Below are 18,450 nucleotides of genomic sequence, written 5' to 3'. Positions count from 1 at the left end.
CTCTGGAAAGGAGGTGATCCAGCCGCACCTTCCGATACGGCTACCTTGTTACGACTTCACCCCAGTCATGAACCCTGCCGTGGTAATCGCCCTCCTTGCGGTTAGGCTAACTACTTCTGGCAAAACCCACTCCCATGGTGTGACGGGCGGTGTGTACAAGACCCGGGAACGTATTCACCGCGGCATGCTGATCCGCGATTACTAGCGATTCCAGCTTCACGTAGTCGAGTTGCAGACTACGATCCGGACTACGATGCGTTTTCTGGGATTAGCTCCCCCTCGCGGGTTGGCAACCCTCTGTACGCACCATTGTATGACGTGTGAAGCCCTACCCATAAGGGCCATGAGGACTTGACGTCATCCCCACCTTCCTCCGGTTTGTCACCGGCAGTCTCTCTAGAGTGCCCTTTCGTAGCAACTAGAGACAAGGGTTGCGCTCGTTGCGGGACTTAACCCAACATCTCACGACACGAGCTGACGACAGCCATGCAGCACCTGTGTCCACTTTCCCTTTCGGGCACCTAATGCATCTCTGCTTCGTTAGTGGCATGTCAAGGGTAGGTAAGGTTTTTCGCGTTGCATCGAATTAATCCACATCATCCACCGCTTGTGCGGGTCCCCGTCAATTCCTTTGAGTTTTAATCTTGCGACCGTACTCCCCAGGCGGTCAACTTCACGCGTTAGCTACGTTACTGAAGAAATGAATCCCCAACAACTAGTTGACATCGTTTAGGGCGTGGACTACCAGGGTATCTAATCCTGTTTGCTCCCCACGCTTTCGTGCATGAGCGTCAGTGACGTCCCAGGGGGCTGCCTTCGCCATCGGTATTCCTCCACATCTCTACGCATTTCACTGCTACACGTGGAATTCTACCCCCCTCTGACATACTCTAGCCTGACAGTCACAAGCGCCATTCCCAAGTTAAGCTCGGGGATTTCACGCCTGTCTTATCAAACCGCCTGCGCACGCTTTACGCCCAGTAATTCCGATTAACGCTCGCACCCTACGTATTACCGCGGCTGCTGGCACGTAGTTAGCCGGTGCTTATTCTTCCGGTACCGTCATCCCCCCGCCGTATTAGGGCAGAGGTTTTCTTTCCGGACAAAAGTGCTTTACAACCCGAAGGCCTTCTTCACACACGCGGCATTGCTGGATCAGGGTTGCCCCCATTGTCCAAAATTCCCCACTGCTGCCTCCCGTAGGAGTCTGGGCCGTGTCTCAGTCCCAGTGTGGCTGATCGTCCTCTCAGACCAGCTACTGATCGTCGCCTTGGTAGGCCTTTACCCCACCAACTAGCTAATCAGACATCGGCCGCTCCTATCGCGCGAGGCCTTGCGGTCCCCCGCTTTCACCCTCAGGTCGTATGCGGTATTAGCTAATCTTTCGACTAGTTATCCCCCACGACAGGGCACGTTCCGATGTATTACTCACCCGTTCGCCACTCGCCACCAGGCCGAAGCCCGTGCTGCCGTTCGACTTGCATGTGTAAGGCATGCCGCCAGCGTTCAATCTGAGCCAGGATCAAACTCTTCAGTTCAATCTCTGTGTGGACCCGAAGGTCCTCGCTCTTTCGAGCGGTCGCTCACTCTCAGAAAACTGACTGACCAGATCCGAAAATCCAGTCACGTTTTGCTGTGCGAGCACTGTATAACTTTTAAGCTAAAAGACCGAAGTCTTTCGCATCCGCTATCAAGCGCCCACACTTATCGGTTGTTTGATTGTTAAAGAACTGCGCAACCGGCTTTGCCGTTTTGCGTCGCTGCGTTTGCGTCAGCAGCGAAGAAGCGAGACTATAAAGAACTTTCAGCGATTATGCAACTACTTCCGAAAAATTCTTTATTCTGGACGGCGTACTCATTTGAGTTTCTGCCAGAAAATCCCTGCCCGCTGCGCGGTGCTCTGCGAGCGGGGAGCGAATAGTAATGCGGCCAAGGCCAAGTTGCAAGTCTTGACGAAAGAAAACTTCATGCGCCCCGTTAAGCACCTGAAGGCTGGCCACACCGGGAATACCTGCAATGAGTCGCAAACGCCACTCCCGGTGTGGCCAGCCATCGTTCTCTCATGCGATGGGGGTCAGCGCGCCCACGTCTTGGGGCGGGCCGCGAGCGTTAGATGATGTTGCTGTGTGTCTCGCCGGAAACGGCGATGGGCGGCGCGATTGCCTGAGAGGAGGATGGCGACACCATTGCGGTCGACACTCCCAATTGCTCGATCGAGCTTGCGTCCGAGGAGTTGGTCCATCGCCGCACGGCACGGCGATGGACCAACGGGAACCCGGACCTTACAAATATTTAAACAAATTCATACTCTGAATTTGCATAAACGATTGCTGCGCACCTTGCAGCGCAGTCTGGCGCTGATAGTACTCGGTAATTGCCGCAGCGTAATCCAGGTCCTGAACGCTGGACAACGTGTCCGAGTACGACTGGCCCCGGTTGGTGCCGATGGTGTTCAGCGCATCCAGCTCCTGCATGCGCGAACCCACCGAAGCGCGAACGGTCAGCACATTGTCCAGCGAGTTCGAGAACTGGCGGAGGCCGGTGGCGAGGGTGTTCGACAGGTTGGCCGAGTCTGCGTCGGTCGTCGTGGGCTTGCGCAGGGCGTCGATCACCGACTTCAAGTTGGCGAACATGTCGGTGCTGCCCTGGCTGGCCGGGTCCATGGAAATGGTGTCGCCATTCTTGGGCGTGCCCTTGACCGTGAAGGTAATGCCAGCCGCGGAAATCTGACCGGGGTCGGTGTAATTCATCGGCGTGCCAGCCACCGCGGCCCCGGAAGGATCCTTGATGGTGTACTGCATCCTGCCACTGCTATCGTCGAACGACAACGTGAGCGCAGTGCCGTATAGCGGATTGGTCGGGTCGGTCGTGGATACCTGGCCATAGGTGGCGGTGCCGGTGTTCGCGCTATTGCCCTGGAGCACGTAGCCGGCCGAGCTTTGCACGCTCTGGAAGACTTCGCGGCCATTGCTGCCGGCCGGCATCTGGCGAGACACGTCCACCTGGAACTGCTGCTGCTCGGTATTGCCGACGTACTGGACGCCAGCGCCACCTTGCACGAACGGCGCGGAGCCGGAGTTCGTACCGCCGAACAGGTACTGGCCATTGCCGTCGTCGGCATTGGCCAGACCGAGCAGCTGGTCATACTGGCCCTGGAGTGCCGTGGCCAGCGAGGCGCGGTCCACGTCGCTCATCGTACCGTTGCCGGCCTGCACCAGCAGCGTCTGGATGTTCTGCGTGACCGTGGTCACGGTGGAAAGCGTGTTTTCTTCCGTGCCCAGCGCGATATTGGCCTGCGTGCGCGAGGTGGCGTACTGGCCGTTGACCGCGCTGGCCTGCGAAATAGTCAGCGCGCGCGTGGCGGCAACCGGATCGTCGGAGGGCGTGAGTACCTTGCGGCCAGTGCCGAGCTGCTGCTGGATGTGCAGCAGCGACGACTGCTGCAGGTTCATCGAGGCCAGGCCTTGCTGGTAAAGCGTGGAGCTTGCGACGCGCATAGTCTGTTCCTTCTCGAATTCTTGATCTGGTCCGCTTACCGGCCAATGCCGATGATGGTGTCGAACAGCGTGCTGGCCGTCTGGATCACGCGGGCGTTGGCCTGGTAGAGCTGCTGGAACTTGAGCATGGAAACCGTTTCTTCATCCATGTTGACGCCCGACACCGACTGCTGTGCCGTGCGGATCTGAGCCGTGATGCTGTCCTGCGACGTGGACGCGATCTGCACGGACTTCGCGCGCGTGCCGACGTCGTTGACGAGCTCGGCATAGGCGTCGTTGAAGCTCGACACGCCGCCGATGGTCTTGGCGTTCTGCAGCTTCGCCAGCGCCAGTGCGTTGCCGTTGTTCTTCACCGCGCCGGTATTGGAAGCCAGCGTGAACGTATCGCCGGCCCTTGGGGCGCCGCCAAAGCTGAAAGTCAGGCCGCCGATCTTGTAGTCTGTGTTGGCACCGTTGGGCACGCCGGCGGGCTGGGGCGACAGCAGAGTGCCGGTGGAATCCTTGAAGTCGTAGCCGGTACCGTTGTAGATAGCGGTGATCGGGGTCGTCAGCGGCGTGAAGCCCTGGGCAACGTTGCCGAGCGTGGCTGTACCCGTGCCAAGATTGGTACTCGCGGCATCGGCGCGCGCGGGCGATGCCGCCGCGATCTTGGCCGGATCGGTAATCACCATGTCGAATCCCGCCGCCGCATGCCGGGTCGGCTGGATCACGAACGAATCATTCGCGGCCATGGTACCGGTCATCTGCACGGTGAAGCCATCCACGGTGACCGGCATGGTCGTCGTCGTCGTGACCTGCTTGTCCGACAGGCGCGTGACCGTGTAGTTGGTCCCGTCGAACTTCAGCGTGTAGTCGCTCGTCGTCAATGCCGAGGCGTCGGTAATGCTGGCCTGCGCCTGGGCGCTGCCAGTGTTGTTGGCGTTGGGCAGCGTCGTCGCCGTGCCGAGCTTGAACATGTCGGTGCCGACATTGCCGTTCAGGTCCATCCCCAGCTTGTGCTGGTCATTGAAGGACTGGCCGATCGCCAGCGACAGCCGGCCGATAGCGTTCTGTGCCGAGTCCAGCGTCTCGGTGCGGAACTGCAGCAGCCCGCCCAGCGATCCACCATTGATGGAACCCGGTTCGCTTTCATATACCGCGCCGTTGGGCAGGGTGTAGCCCACCACCGTCCGGTTCGGATCGGCCGCCGAGGCAACTGCCTTCAGATCGTAGGAATCCGTCCCCATCACCAGCGGCTGGCCATTGCCCACGAACACGTTGTAGGTGCCACCGTCCTGGACCACGACCTTGGCGCCGACCAGCTTGGTCAGCTCGGCCACGGCCTGGTCGCGCTGATCCAGCAGGTCGTTGGGCGGCTGGCCGCCGGAGGCCGCCTTCAGCTTGGTGATCTCTCCGTTGATGGTGGCGATCTGCTTGGTATAGGCATTGATCTGGTCGACGGCGGTGCCGACCTGCGTGTTGACGCCGGATTGCAGCTGATCGAAGTAATTGCTGGCCGAACGCATCTGGCCCACCAGTGCCTGGCCGGCCGACAGCATGCCCTGGCGTGCTGCCGGGTCCGCGGGGGTATCGGCCACGGCCTGCACGGCGGCGAAGTACTTCTGCATCAACGGTGCCAGGCCGCCCTTCTGGTCGGCCAGAAGGTTGTCGATCTGGCTGATCTGGTCGGAGTAAGTCGACAGCGACGAACTGGTCGACTGGGCGCCACGCAACTGGCCGGTCAGGAACTCGTCATAGACGCGCATCACCGTGGTGGTATTCGAACCCTGGCCGAAGAATCCCTGGCTGGTGTACTGGCCGCCGGACGATGCCACGATGGTGTTCTGCCGCGTGTAGCCATCGGTGGCCGCGTTGGCAAAGTTGTGGCCGGTCGTCGTCAGCGCGTTCTGCGCAGTGTTCAGACCGGAAAGACCAATGTTGAAGAGAGACATGTCGCGCTGACCCCGGATGCTGTTGGTTGTCTCCGGCACATCGGCGCGGAGGCAGGGAATGTGCTAGTTATCGGCAATCGGGGTGGCAGTCTTTAGGGCCATCCGGATGCCAGGGCAGGCTAGGCGAGTGCCTACGCCGACACCTTCTTCATGATCTGCACAAGCTTGTGCCCGTAGGCCGGGTCCGTGGCGTATCCCGCCCGCTGCAGCCCATGCGCCGCTTCGTCGGCCGAGCCTGCCGACACCACCGCCGAGTAGCGCGGATTGTTGGTCAGCAGGCGCGCGTAGTCGGCGCAGGCCTCGTCATACGAGCCATAGGCGCGGAAGCGCGCGCGCACCTTCTGCGGCTGGCCGTCGACATACTCGGTCGTCGTGACTTCGGCCACGCGGCCCTTCCAGTTTGCCCCGGCCTTGATGCCAAACACGTTGAAGGTCGTGCTGCCGTCGGGGTGCGCGATCTCGCGCCGGCCCCAGCCGGATTCCAGCGCGGCCTGTCCGACGATCAGCCTTGCCGGCACGCCGCTTGCGCGCGATGCCGCCTCCGCCGGGCCGGACATGCGCGAAACAAAGGCCGTGACGTGAGCCGGCGCATCGTCGGGCAACGGCCCGAGGCTGCTTTCTCCCTGCCCCTGGCCCTGCCCGTCATAGTCCTGCGAGCGGTATTGACGCAGGCCCGCCATCGGGTTCCAGCTCGTGCCCGGCACCACGGTGCCGATCGCAGGCACATCGCCATCGGACGCAGCGGCTGCGCTGGCGCCGCGGCTGTCCAGCAGTTGCGCCATCTCGGCGTCGGCCGCGGCGGTGCCCTTGGCACCTGGCGCGGAGGTAGCGCCGATCATGCCCTGAGGATCCTGCGCGCCGGTAGCCCGCGCCAGTTGACGCACCATCACTTCCGCCAGGCCGATGCCGCGTGACGACATCTGCTGCGCGAGCTGCTGGTCGAGCATCGACATGTAGAGCTTGCCTTGCTCGCTGTCGAACACACCGTCCTGCGGCGTGGCATCGCGCATGCTCTTGAGGACCATCTGCGTGAACACGGCCTCGAACTGCCTGGCCGCGGCACGCAGCGTGCCCGGGTCTGAACTATTGCGCGCGCTCTGCTTGAGCCCCTCGAAGCCCTGCGTGTCCAGCGCGAAGCGCTGCGAAAGATTCGCCTGCGCGGAAATGCCGCTGTCCATCAGATGATCTCCAGCTCGGCGCGCAGCGCTCCGGCGGCACGCATGGCTTCCAGGATGGTCTGCAGGTCCGCGGGGGTCGCACCCAGCGCGTTCAGCCCCTTGACCACGGCCGCCAGCGATGCACCGGCCTTCACGATCTGCAGCGATCCGCCCTGCTGCTTCATGTCGATCTGCGACACCGGCGCGACCACGGTCTGCCCACCGCTGAACGGTGCAGGTTGGCTGATGACCGGCTGCGTATTGATCACCACCGAAAGATTGCCGTGCGCCACAGCGCAGTCATCCACGGTCACAGCCTGGTTCATCACGATGGAACCCGTGCGGGCGTTCAGGATCACCTTGGCCGCGGCCTTCGCCGGCGTGACGTCGATGCTCTCGATGCGGGCCAGGAAGCCTACGCGTGCCGCGGGCGACGCCGGTGCGCGCACCTGTACGACACGCCCGTCCAGCGCGGCGGCCACGCCACCGCCCATCGAGCGGTTGATGGCCTCCACCACGCGCTCGGCCGTGCCGAAATCCGTGTCCTTCAGTTCCAGGTTGATGATGCCGCCGTCAGGCTGGAACGCCGCGACCGCGCGCTCGACAATGGCGCCATTGGCAATGCGGCCCACCGCCAGCTGGTTGACCTGTACCTTGCTGCCGTTGGCCGAGGCCCCGGCACCGCCGACCAGCATATTGCCCTGCGCAATCGCGTAGACCTGTCCGTCCGCGCCCTTGAGCGGCGTCATCAGCAACGTACCGCCGCGCAGGCTCTTGGCATTGCCCATCGATGACACCACGATGTCGAGCTGGCTGCCCGGCTGCGCAAACGCCGGCAGCGTGGCTGTCACCATCACCGCGGCCACGTTCTTGAGTTGCATGTTCTTGCCCGCCGGCAACGTGATGCCGAGCTGCGAGAGCATGTTGGTCAGGCTCTGCGTGGTGAACGGCGTCTGCATGGTCTGGTCGCCGGTATTGTCCAGGCCGACCACCAGGCCGTAGCCCACCAGCGGGTTGTCGCGCACGCCCTGGAACGTCGCCAGGTTCTTCAGGCGCTCCGCGTGGGCGAAGTTGGCGGCAAAGCCGAACGCCACCACCACGGTCAGCGCCGTGATACTGGCCTTGAGCAGGCTCGACAGGAAACGGGCAAGCATCGGAGCGGACATGGACGGATCAGAACGGAGAGACATTGAGGAAGAAGCGCTGCAGCCAGCCCATGTTCTGTGCTTCGTCGATGTAGCCCTTGGCGGTGTACTCGATGCGGGCATCGGCCACCTGGGTGGAGAGCACACCGTTGTCGCCGGTGATGGTGCGGGGATTGACCACCCCCGAGAAGCGGATGAATTCCGCACCCTGGTTGATGGCCAGTTGCTTTTCGCCTGACACCACCAGGTTGCCGTTCGCCAGCACCTCCAGCACGGTCACGGTGATGGTGCCGTTGAAGGTGTTGGCCGCGCTGGCGCCACCGCTGGCCTTCAGCCCGTTGGCGCCATTGATGCTGGCGTTCGAACTGCTGCTGAACAGGCCTGCAAGTGCCTTGGGCACGGCGTCGAAGGCCAGCGAAGTGTTGCCGGTACGGCTGGCATTGGTGCCCGAGTTCTTCGTGGCGTTGACGTTCTCGGTAATGACGATCGTCAGGATGTCACCGACGTTGCGCGGACGGCGGTCCTCGAACAGCGGATTGCCGGCGTAAGAGGAGGCAAAGATCGAACCGGTTGCCGGCCCCATGGGACGCGGTTCGGCGCGCGCTGTGGTCGGCAACTGTACAAGCGGCTCGCGCGGCATCAGCGCGCAGCCGCCGCTGGCCAGCAATGCCAGGCCGGCCACGCAATACAGAACGCGCGCGCCCAGGCGGGAAAGCATGTTGGCCATCATCGCTCCGTCAGCTCATCTGGGTCAGGCGCTGCAGCATCTGGTCCGATGTCTGCACCGCCTTGCTGTTGATCTCGTAGGCGCGCTGGGTCTGGATCATGCTGACCAGCTCTTCCACGACGTTGACGTTGGAGGCTTCCACGTAGTTCTGCTGCAGCACGCCCGCGCCGTTCAGGCCCGGCACGGTGGTGTTGGGCGCGCCCGAGGCATCGGTCTGCACGTACAGGTTCTCGCCCATGCTTTCCAGGCCGGTCGGATTCATGAAGGTGGCGAGCTGGAGCTGGCCGACCTGCACGTTGTTGCTCGATCCGGGCTGGGTCACCGAGACCGTGCCGTCGCGGGCAATGGTCATCGACGTGGCGTTGGCCGGCACGGTAATGGCCGGCTGGATCACGAAGCCGCTGGACGTCACCATCTGTCCGTTCTGGTCGACCTGGAACGAGCCGTCGCGCGTGTAGGCCGTGGTGCCATCGGGCATCGCCACCTGGAAGAAGCCCTGGCCGATGATGGCCACGTCCTTCGCATTGCCGGTCTGCTGCGGATTGCCCTGGGTGTGGATGCGTTCCGTGGCCACCGGACGCACGCCGGTGCCCAGCTGCAGGCCCGAAGGCAGCGTGGTCTGGTCCGACGACAGCGCGCCGGGCTGGCGGATGTTCTGGTACATCAGGTCTTCGAACACCGCGCGACCACGCTTGAAGCCGTTGGTGGAGACGTTGGCGAGGTTGTTCGAGATCACGTCCATCTGCGTCTGCTGCGCATCGAGGCCGGTCTTGGCAATCCAGAGAGAGCGGATCATGTGGTTCCTTGGTGTCCTGCGTCGCGCCGCTGGCGGCGGCGAGTCATGTGTTCACGGGTTGGCGGCGCGGCCGCTTCAGTTGGTAGAGAGCAGCTGGTTGGCGCGCTGGTCGTTCGTGTCTGCGCCGGTGATCATCTTCATCTGCATCTCGAAGCGGCGCGCGTTAGCGATCATGTCGACCATGGCTTCGGTCGGATTGACGTTGCTGCCTTCCAGCGCGCCCGACACCACGCGCACGGTCGGATCGGCCTCCAGCGGTTGCGCGCCGGGGCGCAGGCGGAACAAGCCGTCATCGCCGCGCGCAATCGCGTCTGCCGGCGGGTTCACCACACGCAGCTTGCCGACTTGGGCCAGGCCGGCGGAAGCCTCGCCCGGACCCCGCGCGGTGATGGTGCCGTCGCTGCCGATGGTGACCTGCGAACCCGGCGGCACCGACAGCGGGCCGCCGTCGCCCATCACCGTCAGGCCGTTGCTGGTCTGCACCTGCCCGTCCTGCGCGACCTGCAGCGAACCCGCGCGGGTATAGGCTTCGCTGCCATCGCGCGCCTGCACCACCAGCCATCCGTTGCCCTGCAGGGCAACGTCGAGCGCCCGGCCGGTGTAGGTCAGCGGGCCGGCGCGCATGTCGGCGCCCGGCGTCGAGGTCAGCGTGAAGGCGCGCGTAGGCGACTCCTGCCCCACCACCGGCACCGCGCGGTACATATTGATCTGCGCGCGGAATGCCGGCGTCGAGACGTTGGCCAGATTGTTCGACACAGCGGCTTGCTGGTCGAGAATCTGCTTGGCGCCCGACAGGGCGGTGTAGATCATGCGGTCCATGGCAGCGTTTCAGCTCGGGCAGTTGGTGTTACAGGTTGACCAGGGTCTGCATGATCGTGTCCTGCGCCTTGATGGTCTGCGCATTGGCCTGGTAGTTGCGCTGTGCGACGATCAGGTTGACCAGCTGGCCCGAGAGATCCACGTTGGAGGCTTCCACGGCGTTGGAGCGCAGCGTGCCCAGGCTGCCCCCCGCGGTACCCAGCAGGGCCTGGCCGGACGCGCCGGTGGCCGACCAGACGTTGTCGCCCTCGGGCTTGAGGCCTTCCACGTTGCCAAAGGCGGCCAGCGCGATCGTGCCCAGCGACTGGGTCTGTTCATTCGAATAGCTGCCGGTGATGGAGCCGTCCGAATTGACCGAGTAGCCCAGCAGGCTGCCCGAGGTGTAGCCGTTCTGGCTCAGCTTCGACACCTCGAAATCGCCGCTCGATTGCGTCGTGCCGGTCAGGTTCAGCGCCATCGACAGTTGCTGGGCACCGTTCGCAGCCGGAATGACGATGCTGGTTGCGCCGGCGGCCGGAGACGTCAGGGCACCGGAGTCGGTGAACGACAGGGTGACCGGCGAGCCGCTGAGGACATTGCCGTTCATGTCGGTCATGTACATCTTCCAGTCGGTGCCGCCGGCATTGGCGGGCGGCGTGGCGGTGCGGTCCTGCATGGCGAAGTACGCCATCACCTGCTGCTTGTTGCCCAGCGAGTCATAGACGTTGATCGCGGTGCTGTAGTTGAACATGTCGCTGGTCGGCATCACGGCCGGCGTGGTGCCCGTTGCCGGCGTCGTCGCGAACGCCGTGGTCGGCGGCGTGACGTTGTCCGACTTCAGGTGGAACTGCGCGGCAATGCTGGTGGTGGCACGCGCTGCCATCTGCGCGTTGCTGATGACGATCGGCTGCGGCTGCACGCCGCCGCCCGGCGTCACGCCAGCCGGGTAGCCGGTGACCTGCAGGCCCTGCATATTGGTCAGGCGTCCGTCGTCCTGGCGCTGGAACTGGCCGTTGCGCGAATAGTAGATCGAGCCGTCGGGGTTGCTAAGGCGGAAGAAACCGCTGCCGCTCGTGATCGCCACGTCCAGTGAACGACCCGTGGCCTCGATATTGCCCTGGTTGAACGACTGCACCACCGAATTCACGCGCGTGCCCAGGCCGATCTTGGTACCGGCGTAGACGTCGGCGAATTGCGCGGCGGACTGCTTGTAGCCGACCGTGTTGGCGTTGGCGATGTTGTTGCCAATCACGTCCAGATTGGATGCGGCGGCGTTAAGGCCGCTTACCCCTTGACCGAAACCCATGGTGTAGATCCTTTATCAAGCTAAGTGTCGTTACGCTGGCCGCGCATCCTGCGCGGGCCGCCGAGGATTAGAGAATGCGACGGACGTCATCCACGCCCGCGGTCTGGCCGTTGCCGACATCCACCAGTACGCCGGTCGAATCGCCGCTGATGCTCTGGACCTTGCCGTAGATCAGCGCGACCGGCTGCACCGAGGCGCCGTTGGCCGTGGCATTGACCTTGAAGGTGTAGTCGCCGTCGGCCACAGCAGTGCCGGCGTCGTTCTTGCCGTCCCAGGCAATGTCGTGCACGCCGGCGGTCTGGCCCTTCATGTCGATGGTGCGCACCACGTTGCCGTCCTTGTCGAGCACGTTGACGGTCACGGCGTCGGCGGTGGAAGGCAGGTCGACGCCGAGCTTGCCGGCCACGCCGTCCGCGACCGATACGTGGGAACCCGGCACCATCACCGTGCGGCCGATCAGCGACGCGGAATCCATCGCGCGGCTGGCGCTGACCTGGCCGAGCAACTGGTTCAGCGTCGTGTTCATGGTCTGCATGCTGCTCACGGTGGAAATCTGCGCCAGCTGCGAGGTGAGCTGCGAGTTGTCCATCGGATTGAGCGGATCCTGGTTGTTCATCTGCGTCACGAGCATCGTGAGGAAGTTGTTCTGCAGGTCCGCCGCGCTTGCGCTGCCGCTCTTGAGGGCGTCGTTGATGCCCGAAGTGCTGCTGGTGCTGCCGGTGCCGTTAACCGAGGAGGTAGTAGTCATGTCGCGTCGAAAATTCCGTTGTCGTTACTGGCCGATGGTCAGCGTCTTGAGCATCATGTTCTTGGCGCTGTTCAGCACCTCTACGTTCGCCTGGTAGGAACGCGAGGCCGAGATCATGTTGACCATCTCCTCCACCGGGTTGACGTTGGGCATCACCACGTAGCCCTCGGCATTGGCCATGGGGTGCGTGGGGTTGTGCACCAGGCGCGGCGGAGACGGGTCTTCCATCACGCCCTGCACCTGTACGCCGCCCACGTCGCTCTGGCCGGGCGTGGGTGCCATGCCGAAGATGACCTGCTTGGCGCGGTAGGCCTGCCCGTCGGGGCTGACCACGCTATCGGCATTGGCCAGGTTGGACGCGGTCACGTTCATGCGCTGCGACTGCGCCGCCATGGCCGAGCCCGCGACGTCGAAGATATTCATTGCTGGCATGCGTCTCTCCGGCGCTTACTGCTGGATCGCAGCCAGCATGGTCTTGATCTTGGAACTGACCACGGTCAGGTTGGACTCGAAGTGCACCGAGTTGTCGGCGAACGCCACACGCTCGGTATCCATTTCGACCGTGTTGCCGTCGACGCTCGACTGCAGCGGAATGCGGTAGGCCAGGTCGGCGTCGTCGCGGGTCGGCGCCTGCGCCGGCAAGTGACGCACGGACGTGGTCGACAGCGACACGCCTTCGGGACGGTGGCCGCGCTCGATGGTCTGCGCCAGCGTGTTCGAGAAATCGAAATCGCGGGCCTTGTAGCCCGGGGTATCCGCGTGCGCGATGTTGGAGGCAATCACCGACTGCCGCTGGGTCCGCAGGCTCAGCGCTTCCTGCTGGAAGCGAAATGCCGCGTCGAGTCTGTCAATCATGTAAGCATCTCCGTTTGGAGCAACCTTCAGGCAAACGACGAAGGGCGACCTTCTTCAGGGATCGCATCTTAGGTTCACCCCTGTCACGCCAATCGGATGAATAAGGACGGGAAATCCATGCAATTCGGAGGGCTTGCCTGGCACCGCCTCCCTACAATGGGACCCGTTTCCTTGCGTGCGGCTGCGGGATGGCTGAATCTTCCCGTGGCTGCCACATCGTCCTTGCTGGGATGAAGACATGAAGAAAGTTGATCGCGCCGCCACCCGGAAGGCGCTGGCCCTGCTGGCGGGAGGCGTCCTGTCAGCCATGGCCGGCACACCCATGGCCGCGCCGGCACAAGCCGCTCCGGTCGCCGCGCAGGCGCCTAATCCGTTTCCGGAAGACCCGGTGCGCGCATCGGTGGAGCAGTTCCTGCTGCGCCAGACGGCCGGCTTGCCGGGCAAGGCCAGCGTCCAGGTGCAGCCTCCGTCAGGCGGCCGCGCGCCGGAGTGCGTGTCGCCCGATCCGTTCCTGCCGCCGGGCGCTTCCCCCTGGGGCCGCGTCTCGGTCGGCGTGCGCTGCGGCGGCGAGCGGCCCTGGATCCGCTATATGCAGGCACGCGTGTCGGTCCTGTCCGATTACTACGTCGCCGCGCACGCGCTCGGCCCCGGCGAGCCAGTGACGCCGGCCGACCTGGAGGTGCGCCAGGGCGACCTGTCCACGCTGCCCAAGGCCGTGATCACCGACCCGGCGCAGGTCGTGGGCGCCGTCACCGCGAACCGCGTCGCGGCGGGCTCGCCAATGCGCAGCGACCTGCTGAAGAAGTCGATTGCCGTGAAGTCCGGGCAGACCGTCACCGTCGCGGTAGAAGGCGACGCGTTCCAGATCAGCAGCGAAGGCAAGGTCCTGGCCGATGCGGCCATTGGCAATACCGTGCAGATCCGCCTGCGCAACGGCCAGGTCGTCAGCGGCCTGGTGCGCAGCGGCGACACCGTCGTGCTGCAATGAACCACTGAGAGTGCATCATGGGGCACTGGAATGCAGGGCTGGCCGGCGTGCGACAATGCGTGCCAATCCCTGCCGTCGGGGCGACAATCTCCTAAAGATTTCGCCGCGGCGTCCGTAATGACAAGGGAACCCAGCAAGGAACGCCCGTGAAGATCAACCATTCTCCTACGTCCAGGCCGGCCGACGCCCCGGCTGCGGACAGCCCTGTGCGGCCGCAGCCCGCGCAGAGTGCTCCCGCCGCCCCTGCGAGCGGCGTGAGCGTGAGCCCTTTGGCCGCGCAGGTCCGTGAAATCGGTAGCCGCCTGGCCAACGAATCCGACGACGACATCGACACCGCCAAGGTCGAAGAGATCCGCCAGGCTATTGCCGAGGGCCGGATCAAGATCGACCCGGGCAAGATCGCCGATGGCCTGATTGCCACGTTGCGCGAACTGGGCCAGGGCGACGTCCACTGATAACAGCCACCATGAGCCAGCCCCTGATCCAGAGCCTGCAGAAAGAAGCCGAAGCCGTGACGGCGTTCGGCCAACTGCTCACGGAAGAACGCGAAGCCCTCAAGGACGGTGATTACCAGTCCCTGAGCGGGCTGCTCACGCGCAAGGTGGCGCTGGGTCAGGCGCTTTCGCGCCAGGTCGCCGCACGCGAGGCCCAGATGGGCGCGCTCGGCCTGCGCGCCGGCCCGCAGGGCCAGTTGCTTGGCCGCAATATCGAGCCGGCCGTGGGCGATGCCTGGCGCAAGCTCATTTTCGCCGCGCGCGGCGCACGCGACAAAAACCAGATCAATGGCGCGATCGTCTCCGCGCACCTGGATCACACGCGCGAAGCCATCAACGTGCTGCGCCAGCACAGCGGCGGCGATTCCGGACTGTACGGCAAGAACGGCAAGGCCGCCGCCGGCGGCGGCGGCGTTAGCCTGGCCAGCGGCTGAAGGCGGCGGCGTTCAGTCGTCGCAATACTGCCCGAGCACGCTGAGCCCCCGCTGAGGGTTTCTGACGAACGGATTCGAACGGTCCCATGCATAACCGGCCAGCACGGCGGAGATCATGCGGCGGATATCGGGCGTTGCATCTGGATGAAAGACGAGTTTCTGGAAACTTCCCGCATACCACGCATCGACGAACGTACGGAAGCAATCGACACCTGACTTCAGGATGCGCGCATAGTCGGCCTCCCAGTCCACCGTCTCGCCCGCGAATTCGCGCACGATGCATCCGGCCGCGAGGCTTGCCGACTTGAACGCGATCGTCACGCCTGACGAGAAGACGGGATCCAGGAATTCGCCCGCGTTGCCGAGCAACGCGTAGCCATTGCCCCACAGCGATTTCACGTTTGCCGCATAGCCCGCGATATGGCGTGCTGGGGTATCCCAGACGGCATTGGCCAGCAGGCCCGCCAGGGCCGGATCCTCGTTCACCAGTGCCTGCAGCCGCTCCGTGTCACTGCCCGCATAGCCGTCAAGGAAAGCCTTCTCGGCGACCACGCCCAGTGAACAGCGGCCGTTCGAAAACGGAATGGTCCAGTACCAGACATCCACATGCCGCGGATGAATCCCGACGCGAATCTTGTTGCGGTCGAAGGTGCCCGGCATCACGCGGTCTTCGACATGCGTGAAGATGGCGCTGCGCACCGGAAAGCCGGATGGCGTTTCGAGCTGCAGCAGCCGCGGCAGGATGCGCCCGAAGCCGGAGGCATCGAGCAGGAAGCGGCTGGTGACGCGGTAGCTGTTGCAATTGGGATCGCGCACGGTCACGACCGGCTGCGCCCCCGATACGTCCACGTCAGTCACCTGGTGCCGGAAGCGGACTTCCGCGCCCTGCTTCTCCGCTTCGCGGATCAGCACATGATCGAAATCGGCCCGCTGTACCTGGTAGGTGGTTCCCCAGCCGGACGAGAATTTGTCGCGGAAATCGAAATCGACATAACGGTCGCCACGCGCAAACGCCGCGCCGTTCTTGTACTGGAACCCGGCTTCGACCACGGCCTGCAGCATGCCGGCCGCCTCGATGTATTCCATGCTCTGCGGCAACAGGCTCTCGCCAATGGAAAAACGCGGGAAGGTCTCCTTCTCGAGCACCATCACGCCAATACCCCGGCGACGCAGCAGCCCGGCTGCCACGGAGCCCGCGGGCCCGGCGCCGATGATCAGCACGTCTGCAACTTGATCTTCCATTTGATCCTCCAACGCATTCAGCCCGCACGCAGCGCATGGCAAACTGAAGCTAGTGACGAGGCGGCCCCCTCCCCACAGGAAATCGCGACCTGCGGGATCCGACGGCATCGCTACGGAAGGGATGGGCAACAAGGGGCCGCGAACACTGTCGCGAGACAGTATGACCACATGCTACCGAATGAAGGGAAACGTGGAAACAGAACAGTGCCGGTGGTGCCAGGCGGCGATATCGATGTGGGTTTGGTCGTCACACCGGCGCTGGCACGCTGTCGGTCAACGGAACCCCACGATCACCTGATTGCTCTTGCCCTGCAGCAGAGGCGCCACCGCACCCTGCCCGGGCAGCCTGAAGGCAAACACAAAGCCCTGGGTCGCGTCGTCGCCATCGAAGGCGTCGGTCTTGCCTTCAGACTGCGGCAGCATCACGCAACGCTGGGCATTGCAGAGGTAAGCCTGCAGATCCACCGGCGGTGTCGCGACAAAGCTGTAGTGCCAGCGCACCGAGGTGATGATGCCTTCGGATTGCGGCAGGTTGCCGCTTGGCAGGATCGGAGGAGAAACGGTGCGCTGGCCGCGGCCATACAGCGCCGGTCCATTGACCGATGCGCTCCAGGCATGCCGGGTGCCGGCCTCGGGCGCGGCCCACGCTGCGGTGGCGATCGCCGCCAGCACGGCCGCCATGGCATGCTGGACACCCCGTCCGATGCCAGACCGGCCGCGCATCAGAGCATGCCGCGCAATTGATTGCGCAGGCGCGTGATCGCCTGCCCGCGGATCTGGCAGACGCGCGATTCGGTCACCTCGAGCACCGCGCCGATCTCGCGCAGGTTGAGTTCCTGGTCATAGCACAGCGACAGCACGAGCTTCTCGCGCTCGGGCAGCCGGTCGATGGCGCGGATCAGCGCTTCGCGCATGCCGTTCTCCATCAGCTGCGTGAGCGGATTGCCGTCTTCGCTGACGCCAAGATGGCGGTCGAGAAAGTCTTCTTCGCCCGAGCGCTCGAAGTCTTCGTAGTGAAGGAGCTGGCAGCCATAGACCTCGTTGAGCAAGACCTGGTAGTCGTCCAGCGGCATTTCCAGTTCCTGCGCGACTTCCGAGTCGAGCGGTGCGCGGCCGAGCTTCTGTTCCAGGCCGCGCTGCGTGCGCTCGATGCGCCGCGTGAACTGGCGCAGGCTGCGCGACTGCCAGTCGTTGGCCCGCACCTCGTCAAGCATGGCGCCGCGGATACGCTGGCTGGCGTAGGTCTCGAATCGCGCGCCATGCGTATCCTCATAGCGCTTGGCCGCGTCGAGCAGGCCGATCATGCCGGCCTGGATCAGGTCATCGATCTGCACGCTGGCCGGCAGCTTGGCCGCCAGTTGCAGCGCGATGCGGCGCACCAGCTGCGCGTGGGTCTTGACCACGTCGGCCTGTTCGAGCTTTCCCTGGATCGTGTACATGGTGGAATTCTCGTGAATGCTTGCTTGCAAAGCCTGCCCGCATGGCGGGCCGGCGGGGTCAGGGGCGGGGTCGTCTTCCGTTGCGAACGGTCATGCGTTCAGGCCGCCACGGCGGATGGCGCGGCCGTGACCCGCTCTGCGCGCAACGGCCATGCGCCAATGCCACTGGCCGCCCGGCGCAATGCAATCGTGGCTGGCGCAGCCGGGTAGGCTTCCACCACGCAGCGCCCGAGCTGCACGCTGCGCGTCACCAGCGGATCGGCAGGCAGCCAGCCAGCGCTACTGATCTCGACGCCAAGGTACTGCCGCGCGGTGCGCGCGAGGTTTCCGGCAATGGCTTGCACCGCGGCGTCGGTGGCCGCCATGTTGACCACCAGGTGGAAATGCCGGCAGGCGTGCAGATGGTGCAGGCGCTTGATGCAGGCATAGGCCGCGGTGATCGAGGCCAGCTCCGGACGCATCACCACCAGCACGTTGTGCGCGGCGCCCGCCAGCGCGGAGAGCGCACCATCCGCGTCCGTCATGGCATCGATCAGCACGCTGCGAAAGCCGGACAGCGAATCCGGCCATTGCGCGACGTTCGACTGTGGCGTACCAGCCGGCAATACCGCGGCAGCGCCAGCCGGACGCGCACCGAGCGCAGCCTCCAGCGTCAGGCGGCCTGCCCGGACGTCGGCAAACGAGCCGGCGGGCTCCGCGCCGGTCAGTCTTACGGCATGGCCGGCCCGGTCCTCATCGACGAGCAGCACGCGTTCGCCTTGCATCGACAAGGCATGCACCAGGCCACAGGCAATGGTGGTCGCCCCCGCCCCCTGTCCGCTGGCCACCACGGCGATGCGGCGCGTGACGCGCGGCGCCAGCATGCGTCGCAGGCTCTCGGCCTGGTCCATCGC

19 protein-coding genes and 1 rRNA gene are annotated in these 18,450 nt (G+C 64.3%); 3 read left to right on the top strand and 17 right to left on the bottom strand.

Features of this window, described 5'->3' with window-relative positions; translation table 11 throughout:
- Positions 1 to 6: 6 nt before the first annotated feature.
- From AC3FKG_RS28905 to flgB, 13 genes are all read right to left on the bottom strand, one after another.
- Positions 7 to 1,538 (bottom strand): 16S ribosomal RNA (locus AC3FKG_RS28905).
- Between the two features lie 273 nt (positions 1,539 to 1,811).
- Entirely contained in the window at positions 1,812 to 2,027 is a 216-nt protein-coding gene (locus tag AC3FKG_RS28900) for a hypothetical protein (RefSeq protein ID WP_488744779.1), read from the bottom strand.
- Positions 2,028 to 2,282: 255 nt separating this feature from the next.
- Entirely contained in the window at positions 2,283 to 3,497 is a 1,215-nt protein-coding gene (gene flgL, locus AC3FKG_RS28895; RefSeq protein WP_488744778.1) for a flagellar hook-associated protein FlgL, read from the bottom strand.
- Positions 3,498 to 3,532: 35 nt separating this feature from the next.
- Entirely contained in the window at positions 3,533 to 5,428 is a 1,896-nt protein-coding gene (flgK, locus tag AC3FKG_RS28890; RefSeq protein WP_483712509.1) for a flagellar hook-associated protein FlgK, read from the bottom strand.
- 131 nt (positions 5,429 to 5,559) lie between these two features.
- The gene (flgJ, locus tag AC3FKG_RS28885) at positions 5,560 to 6,606 is read right to left on the bottom strand and encodes a flagellar assembly peptidoglycan hydrolase FlgJ (protein WP_488744777.1); all 1,047 of its coding nucleotides are present in this window, start codon (positions 6,604 to 6,606) and stop codon (positions 5,560 to 5,562) included.
- Positions 6,606 to 7,775 (bottom strand): flagellar basal body P-ring protein FlgI, encoded by a 1,170-nt coding sequence (locus AC3FKG_RS28880; RefSeq protein ID WP_483712511.1) that lies wholly within the window; start codon positions 7,773 to 7,775, stop codon positions 6,606 to 6,608. The genes flgJ and AC3FKG_RS28880 overlap by 1 nt, the downstream gene beginning before the upstream one ends.
- Complete coding sequence (flgH, locus tag AC3FKG_RS28875; RefSeq protein ID WP_483714404.1) at positions 7,759 to 8,457, bottom strand: flagellar basal body L-ring protein FlgH; 699 nt, start codon at positions 8,455 to 8,457, stop codon at positions 7,759 to 7,761. The genes AC3FKG_RS28880 and flgH overlap by 17 nt, the downstream gene beginning before the upstream one ends.
- A gap of 10 nt (positions 8,458 to 8,467) precedes the next feature.
- On the bottom strand, positions 8,468 to 9,253 hold the full coding sequence (gene flgG / locus AC3FKG_RS28870) for a flagellar basal-body rod protein FlgG (RefSeq protein WP_483712513.1): 786 nt from the start codon (positions 9,251 to 9,253) through the stop codon (positions 8,468 to 8,470).
- 75 nt (positions 9,254 to 9,328) lie between these two features.
- Positions 9,329 to 10,072: a flagellar basal-body rod protein FlgF gene (gene flgF / locus AC3FKG_RS28865; RefSeq protein WP_488744776.1), complete on the bottom strand. Its 744-nt coding sequence runs from the start codon at positions 10,070 to 10,072 to the stop codon at positions 9,329 to 9,331.
- Between the two features lie 28 nt (positions 10,073 to 10,100).
- Positions 10,101 to 11,357 (bottom strand): flagellar hook protein FlgE, encoded by a 1,257-nt coding sequence (flgE, locus tag AC3FKG_RS28860; protein WP_483712516.1) that lies wholly within the window; start codon positions 11,355 to 11,357, stop codon positions 10,101 to 10,103.
- 67 nt (positions 11,358 to 11,424) lie between these two features.
- On the bottom strand, positions 11,425 to 12,105 hold the full coding sequence (gene flgD / locus AC3FKG_RS28855) for a flagellar hook assembly protein FlgD (protein ID WP_488744775.1): 681 nt from the start codon (positions 12,103 to 12,105) through the stop codon (positions 11,425 to 11,427).
- A 24-nt stretch (positions 12,106 to 12,129) separates the two neighbouring features.
- Entirely contained in the window at positions 12,130 to 12,537 is a 408-nt protein-coding gene (gene flgC / locus AC3FKG_RS28850) for a flagellar basal body rod protein FlgC (RefSeq protein ID WP_483712518.1), read from the bottom strand.
- Between the two features lie 15 nt (positions 12,538 to 12,552).
- Positions 12,553 to 12,960, bottom strand: coding sequence for a flagellar basal body rod protein FlgB (gene flgB, locus AC3FKG_RS28845; RefSeq protein ID WP_483712520.1), 408 nt, complete (start codon positions 12,958 to 12,960; stop codon positions 12,553 to 12,555).
- A 238-nt stretch (positions 12,961 to 13,198) separates the two neighbouring features.
- On the opposite strand from flgB, the gene flgA reads away from it, so the two are divergent.
- From flgA to AC3FKG_RS28830, 3 genes are all read left to right on the top strand, one after another.
- Entirely contained in the window at positions 13,199 to 13,948 is a 750-nt protein-coding gene (gene flgA, locus AC3FKG_RS28840) for a flagellar basal body P-ring formation chaperone FlgA (protein WP_488744774.1), read from the top strand.
- Positions 13,949 to 14,094: 146 nt separating this feature from the next.
- Positions 14,095 to 14,403, top strand: a complete 309-nt coding sequence (flgM, locus tag AC3FKG_RS28835) for a flagellar biosynthesis anti-sigma factor FlgM (RefSeq protein WP_483712523.1) — start codon at positions 14,095 to 14,097, stop codon at positions 14,401 to 14,403.
- 11 nt (positions 14,404 to 14,414) lie between these two features.
- Entirely contained in the window at positions 14,415 to 14,876 is a 462-nt protein-coding gene (locus AC3FKG_RS28830; RefSeq protein ID WP_488744773.1) for a flagella synthesis protein FlgN, read from the top strand.
- Between the two features lie 12 nt (positions 14,877 to 14,888).
- Here AC3FKG_RS28830 and AC3FKG_RS28825 read toward each other — a convergent pair whose 3' ends face one another.
- The 4 genes from AC3FKG_RS28825 to AC3FKG_RS28810 all read right to left on the bottom strand — a co-directional run bounded on the left by AC3FKG_RS28825 (position 14,889) and on the right by AC3FKG_RS28810 (position 18,447).
- Complete coding sequence (locus AC3FKG_RS28825) at positions 14,889 to 16,118, bottom strand: NAD(P)/FAD-dependent oxidoreductase (protein WP_483712526.1); 1,230 nt, start codon at positions 16,116 to 16,118, stop codon at positions 14,889 to 14,891.
- A gap of 273 nt (positions 16,119 to 16,391) precedes the next feature.
- Entirely contained in the window at positions 16,392 to 16,799 is a 408-nt protein-coding gene (locus AC3FKG_RS28820) for a flagellar protein FlhE (RefSeq protein WP_488744772.1), read from the bottom strand.
- A gap of 41 nt (positions 16,800 to 16,840) precedes the next feature.
- On the bottom strand, positions 16,841 to 17,557 hold the full coding sequence (locus tag AC3FKG_RS28815) for an RNA polymerase sigma factor FliA (RefSeq protein ID WP_483712528.1): 717 nt from the start codon (positions 17,555 to 17,557) through the stop codon (positions 16,841 to 16,843).
- A gap of 98 nt (positions 17,558 to 17,655) precedes the next feature.
- Positions 17,656 to 18,447 carry a MinD/ParA family ATP-binding protein gene (locus AC3FKG_RS28810; protein WP_488744780.1) on the bottom strand — a complete coding sequence of 264 codons (792 nt, stop codon included), beginning with the start codon at positions 18,445 to 18,447 and terminating at the stop codon, positions 17,656 to 17,658.
- Between the last annotated feature and the right edge of the window lie 3 nt (positions 18,448 to 18,450).

It is taken from the genome of Cupriavidus sp. 22TCCZM04-2 (assembly GCF_057798895.1).
This window is presented reverse-complemented; position numbering and strand designations above follow the sequence as displayed.

Bases quoted from the DNA above. Each gene is read 5' to 3' on its own strand.
- AC3FKG_RS28820 (WP_488744772.1), bottom strand. From the start codon at position 16,799: ATGGCGGCCGTGCTGGCGGCGATCGCCACCGCAGCGTGGGCCGCGCCC.
- AC3FKG_RS28825 (WP_483712526.1), bottom strand. From the start codon at position 16,118: ATGGAAGATCAAGTTGCAGACGTGCTGATCATCGGCGCCGGGCCCGCG.
- flgL (WP_488744778.1), bottom strand. From the start codon at position 3,497: ATGCGCGTCGCAAGCTCCACGCTTTACCAGCAAGGCCTGGCCTCGATG.
- AC3FKG_RS28830 (WP_488744773.1), top strand. From the start codon at position 14,415: ATGAGCCAGCCCCTGATCCAGAGCCTGCAGAAAGAAGCCGAAGCCGTG.
- flgD (WP_488744775.1), bottom strand. From the start codon at position 12,105: ATGACTACTACCTCCTCGGTTAACGGCACCGGCAGCACCAGCAGCACT.
- flgG (WP_483712513.1), bottom strand. From the start codon at position 9,253: ATGATCCGCTCTCTCTGGATTGCCAAGACCGGCCTCGATGCGCAGCAG.
- flgF (WP_488744776.1), bottom strand. From the start codon at position 10,072: ATGGACCGCATGATCTACACCGCCCTGTCGGGCGCCAAGCAGATTCTC.
- AC3FKG_RS28880 (WP_483712511.1), bottom strand. From the start codon at position 7,775: ATGTCTCTCCGTTCTGATCCGTCCATGTCCGCTCCGATGCTTGCCCGT.
- flgK (WP_483712509.1), bottom strand. From the start codon at position 5,428: ATGTCTCTCTTCAACATTGGTCTTTCCGGTCTGAACACTGCGCAGAAC.
- AC3FKG_RS28810 (WP_488744780.1), bottom strand. From the start codon at position 18,447: ATGGACCAGGCCGAGAGCCTGCGACGCATGCTGGCGCCGCGCGTCACG.
- AC3FKG_RS28815 (WP_483712528.1), bottom strand. From the start codon at position 17,557: ATGTACACGATCCAGGGAAAGCTCGAACAGGCCGACGTGGTCAAGACC.
- flgE (WP_483712516.1), bottom strand. From the start codon at position 11,357: ATGGGTTTCGGTCAAGGGGTAAGCGGCCTTAACGCCGCCGCATCCAAT.
- flgH (WP_483714404.1), bottom strand. From the start codon at position 8,457: ATGGCCAACATGCTTTCCCGCCTGGGCGCGCGCGTTCTGTATTGCGTG.
- flgB (WP_483712520.1), bottom strand. From the start codon at position 12,960: ATGATTGACAGACTCGACGCGGCATTTCGCTTCCAGCAGGAAGCGCTG.
- flgA (WP_488744774.1), top strand. From the start codon at position 13,199: ATGAAGAAAGTTGATCGCGCCGCCACCCGGAAGGCGCTGGCCCTGCTG.
- flgC (WP_483712518.1), bottom strand. From the start codon at position 12,537: ATGCCAGCAATGAATATCTTCGACGTCGCGGGCTCGGCCATGGCGGCG.
- flgJ (WP_488744777.1), bottom strand. From the start codon at position 6,606: ATGGACAGCGGCATTTCCGCGCAGGCGAATCTTTCGCAGCGCTTCGCG.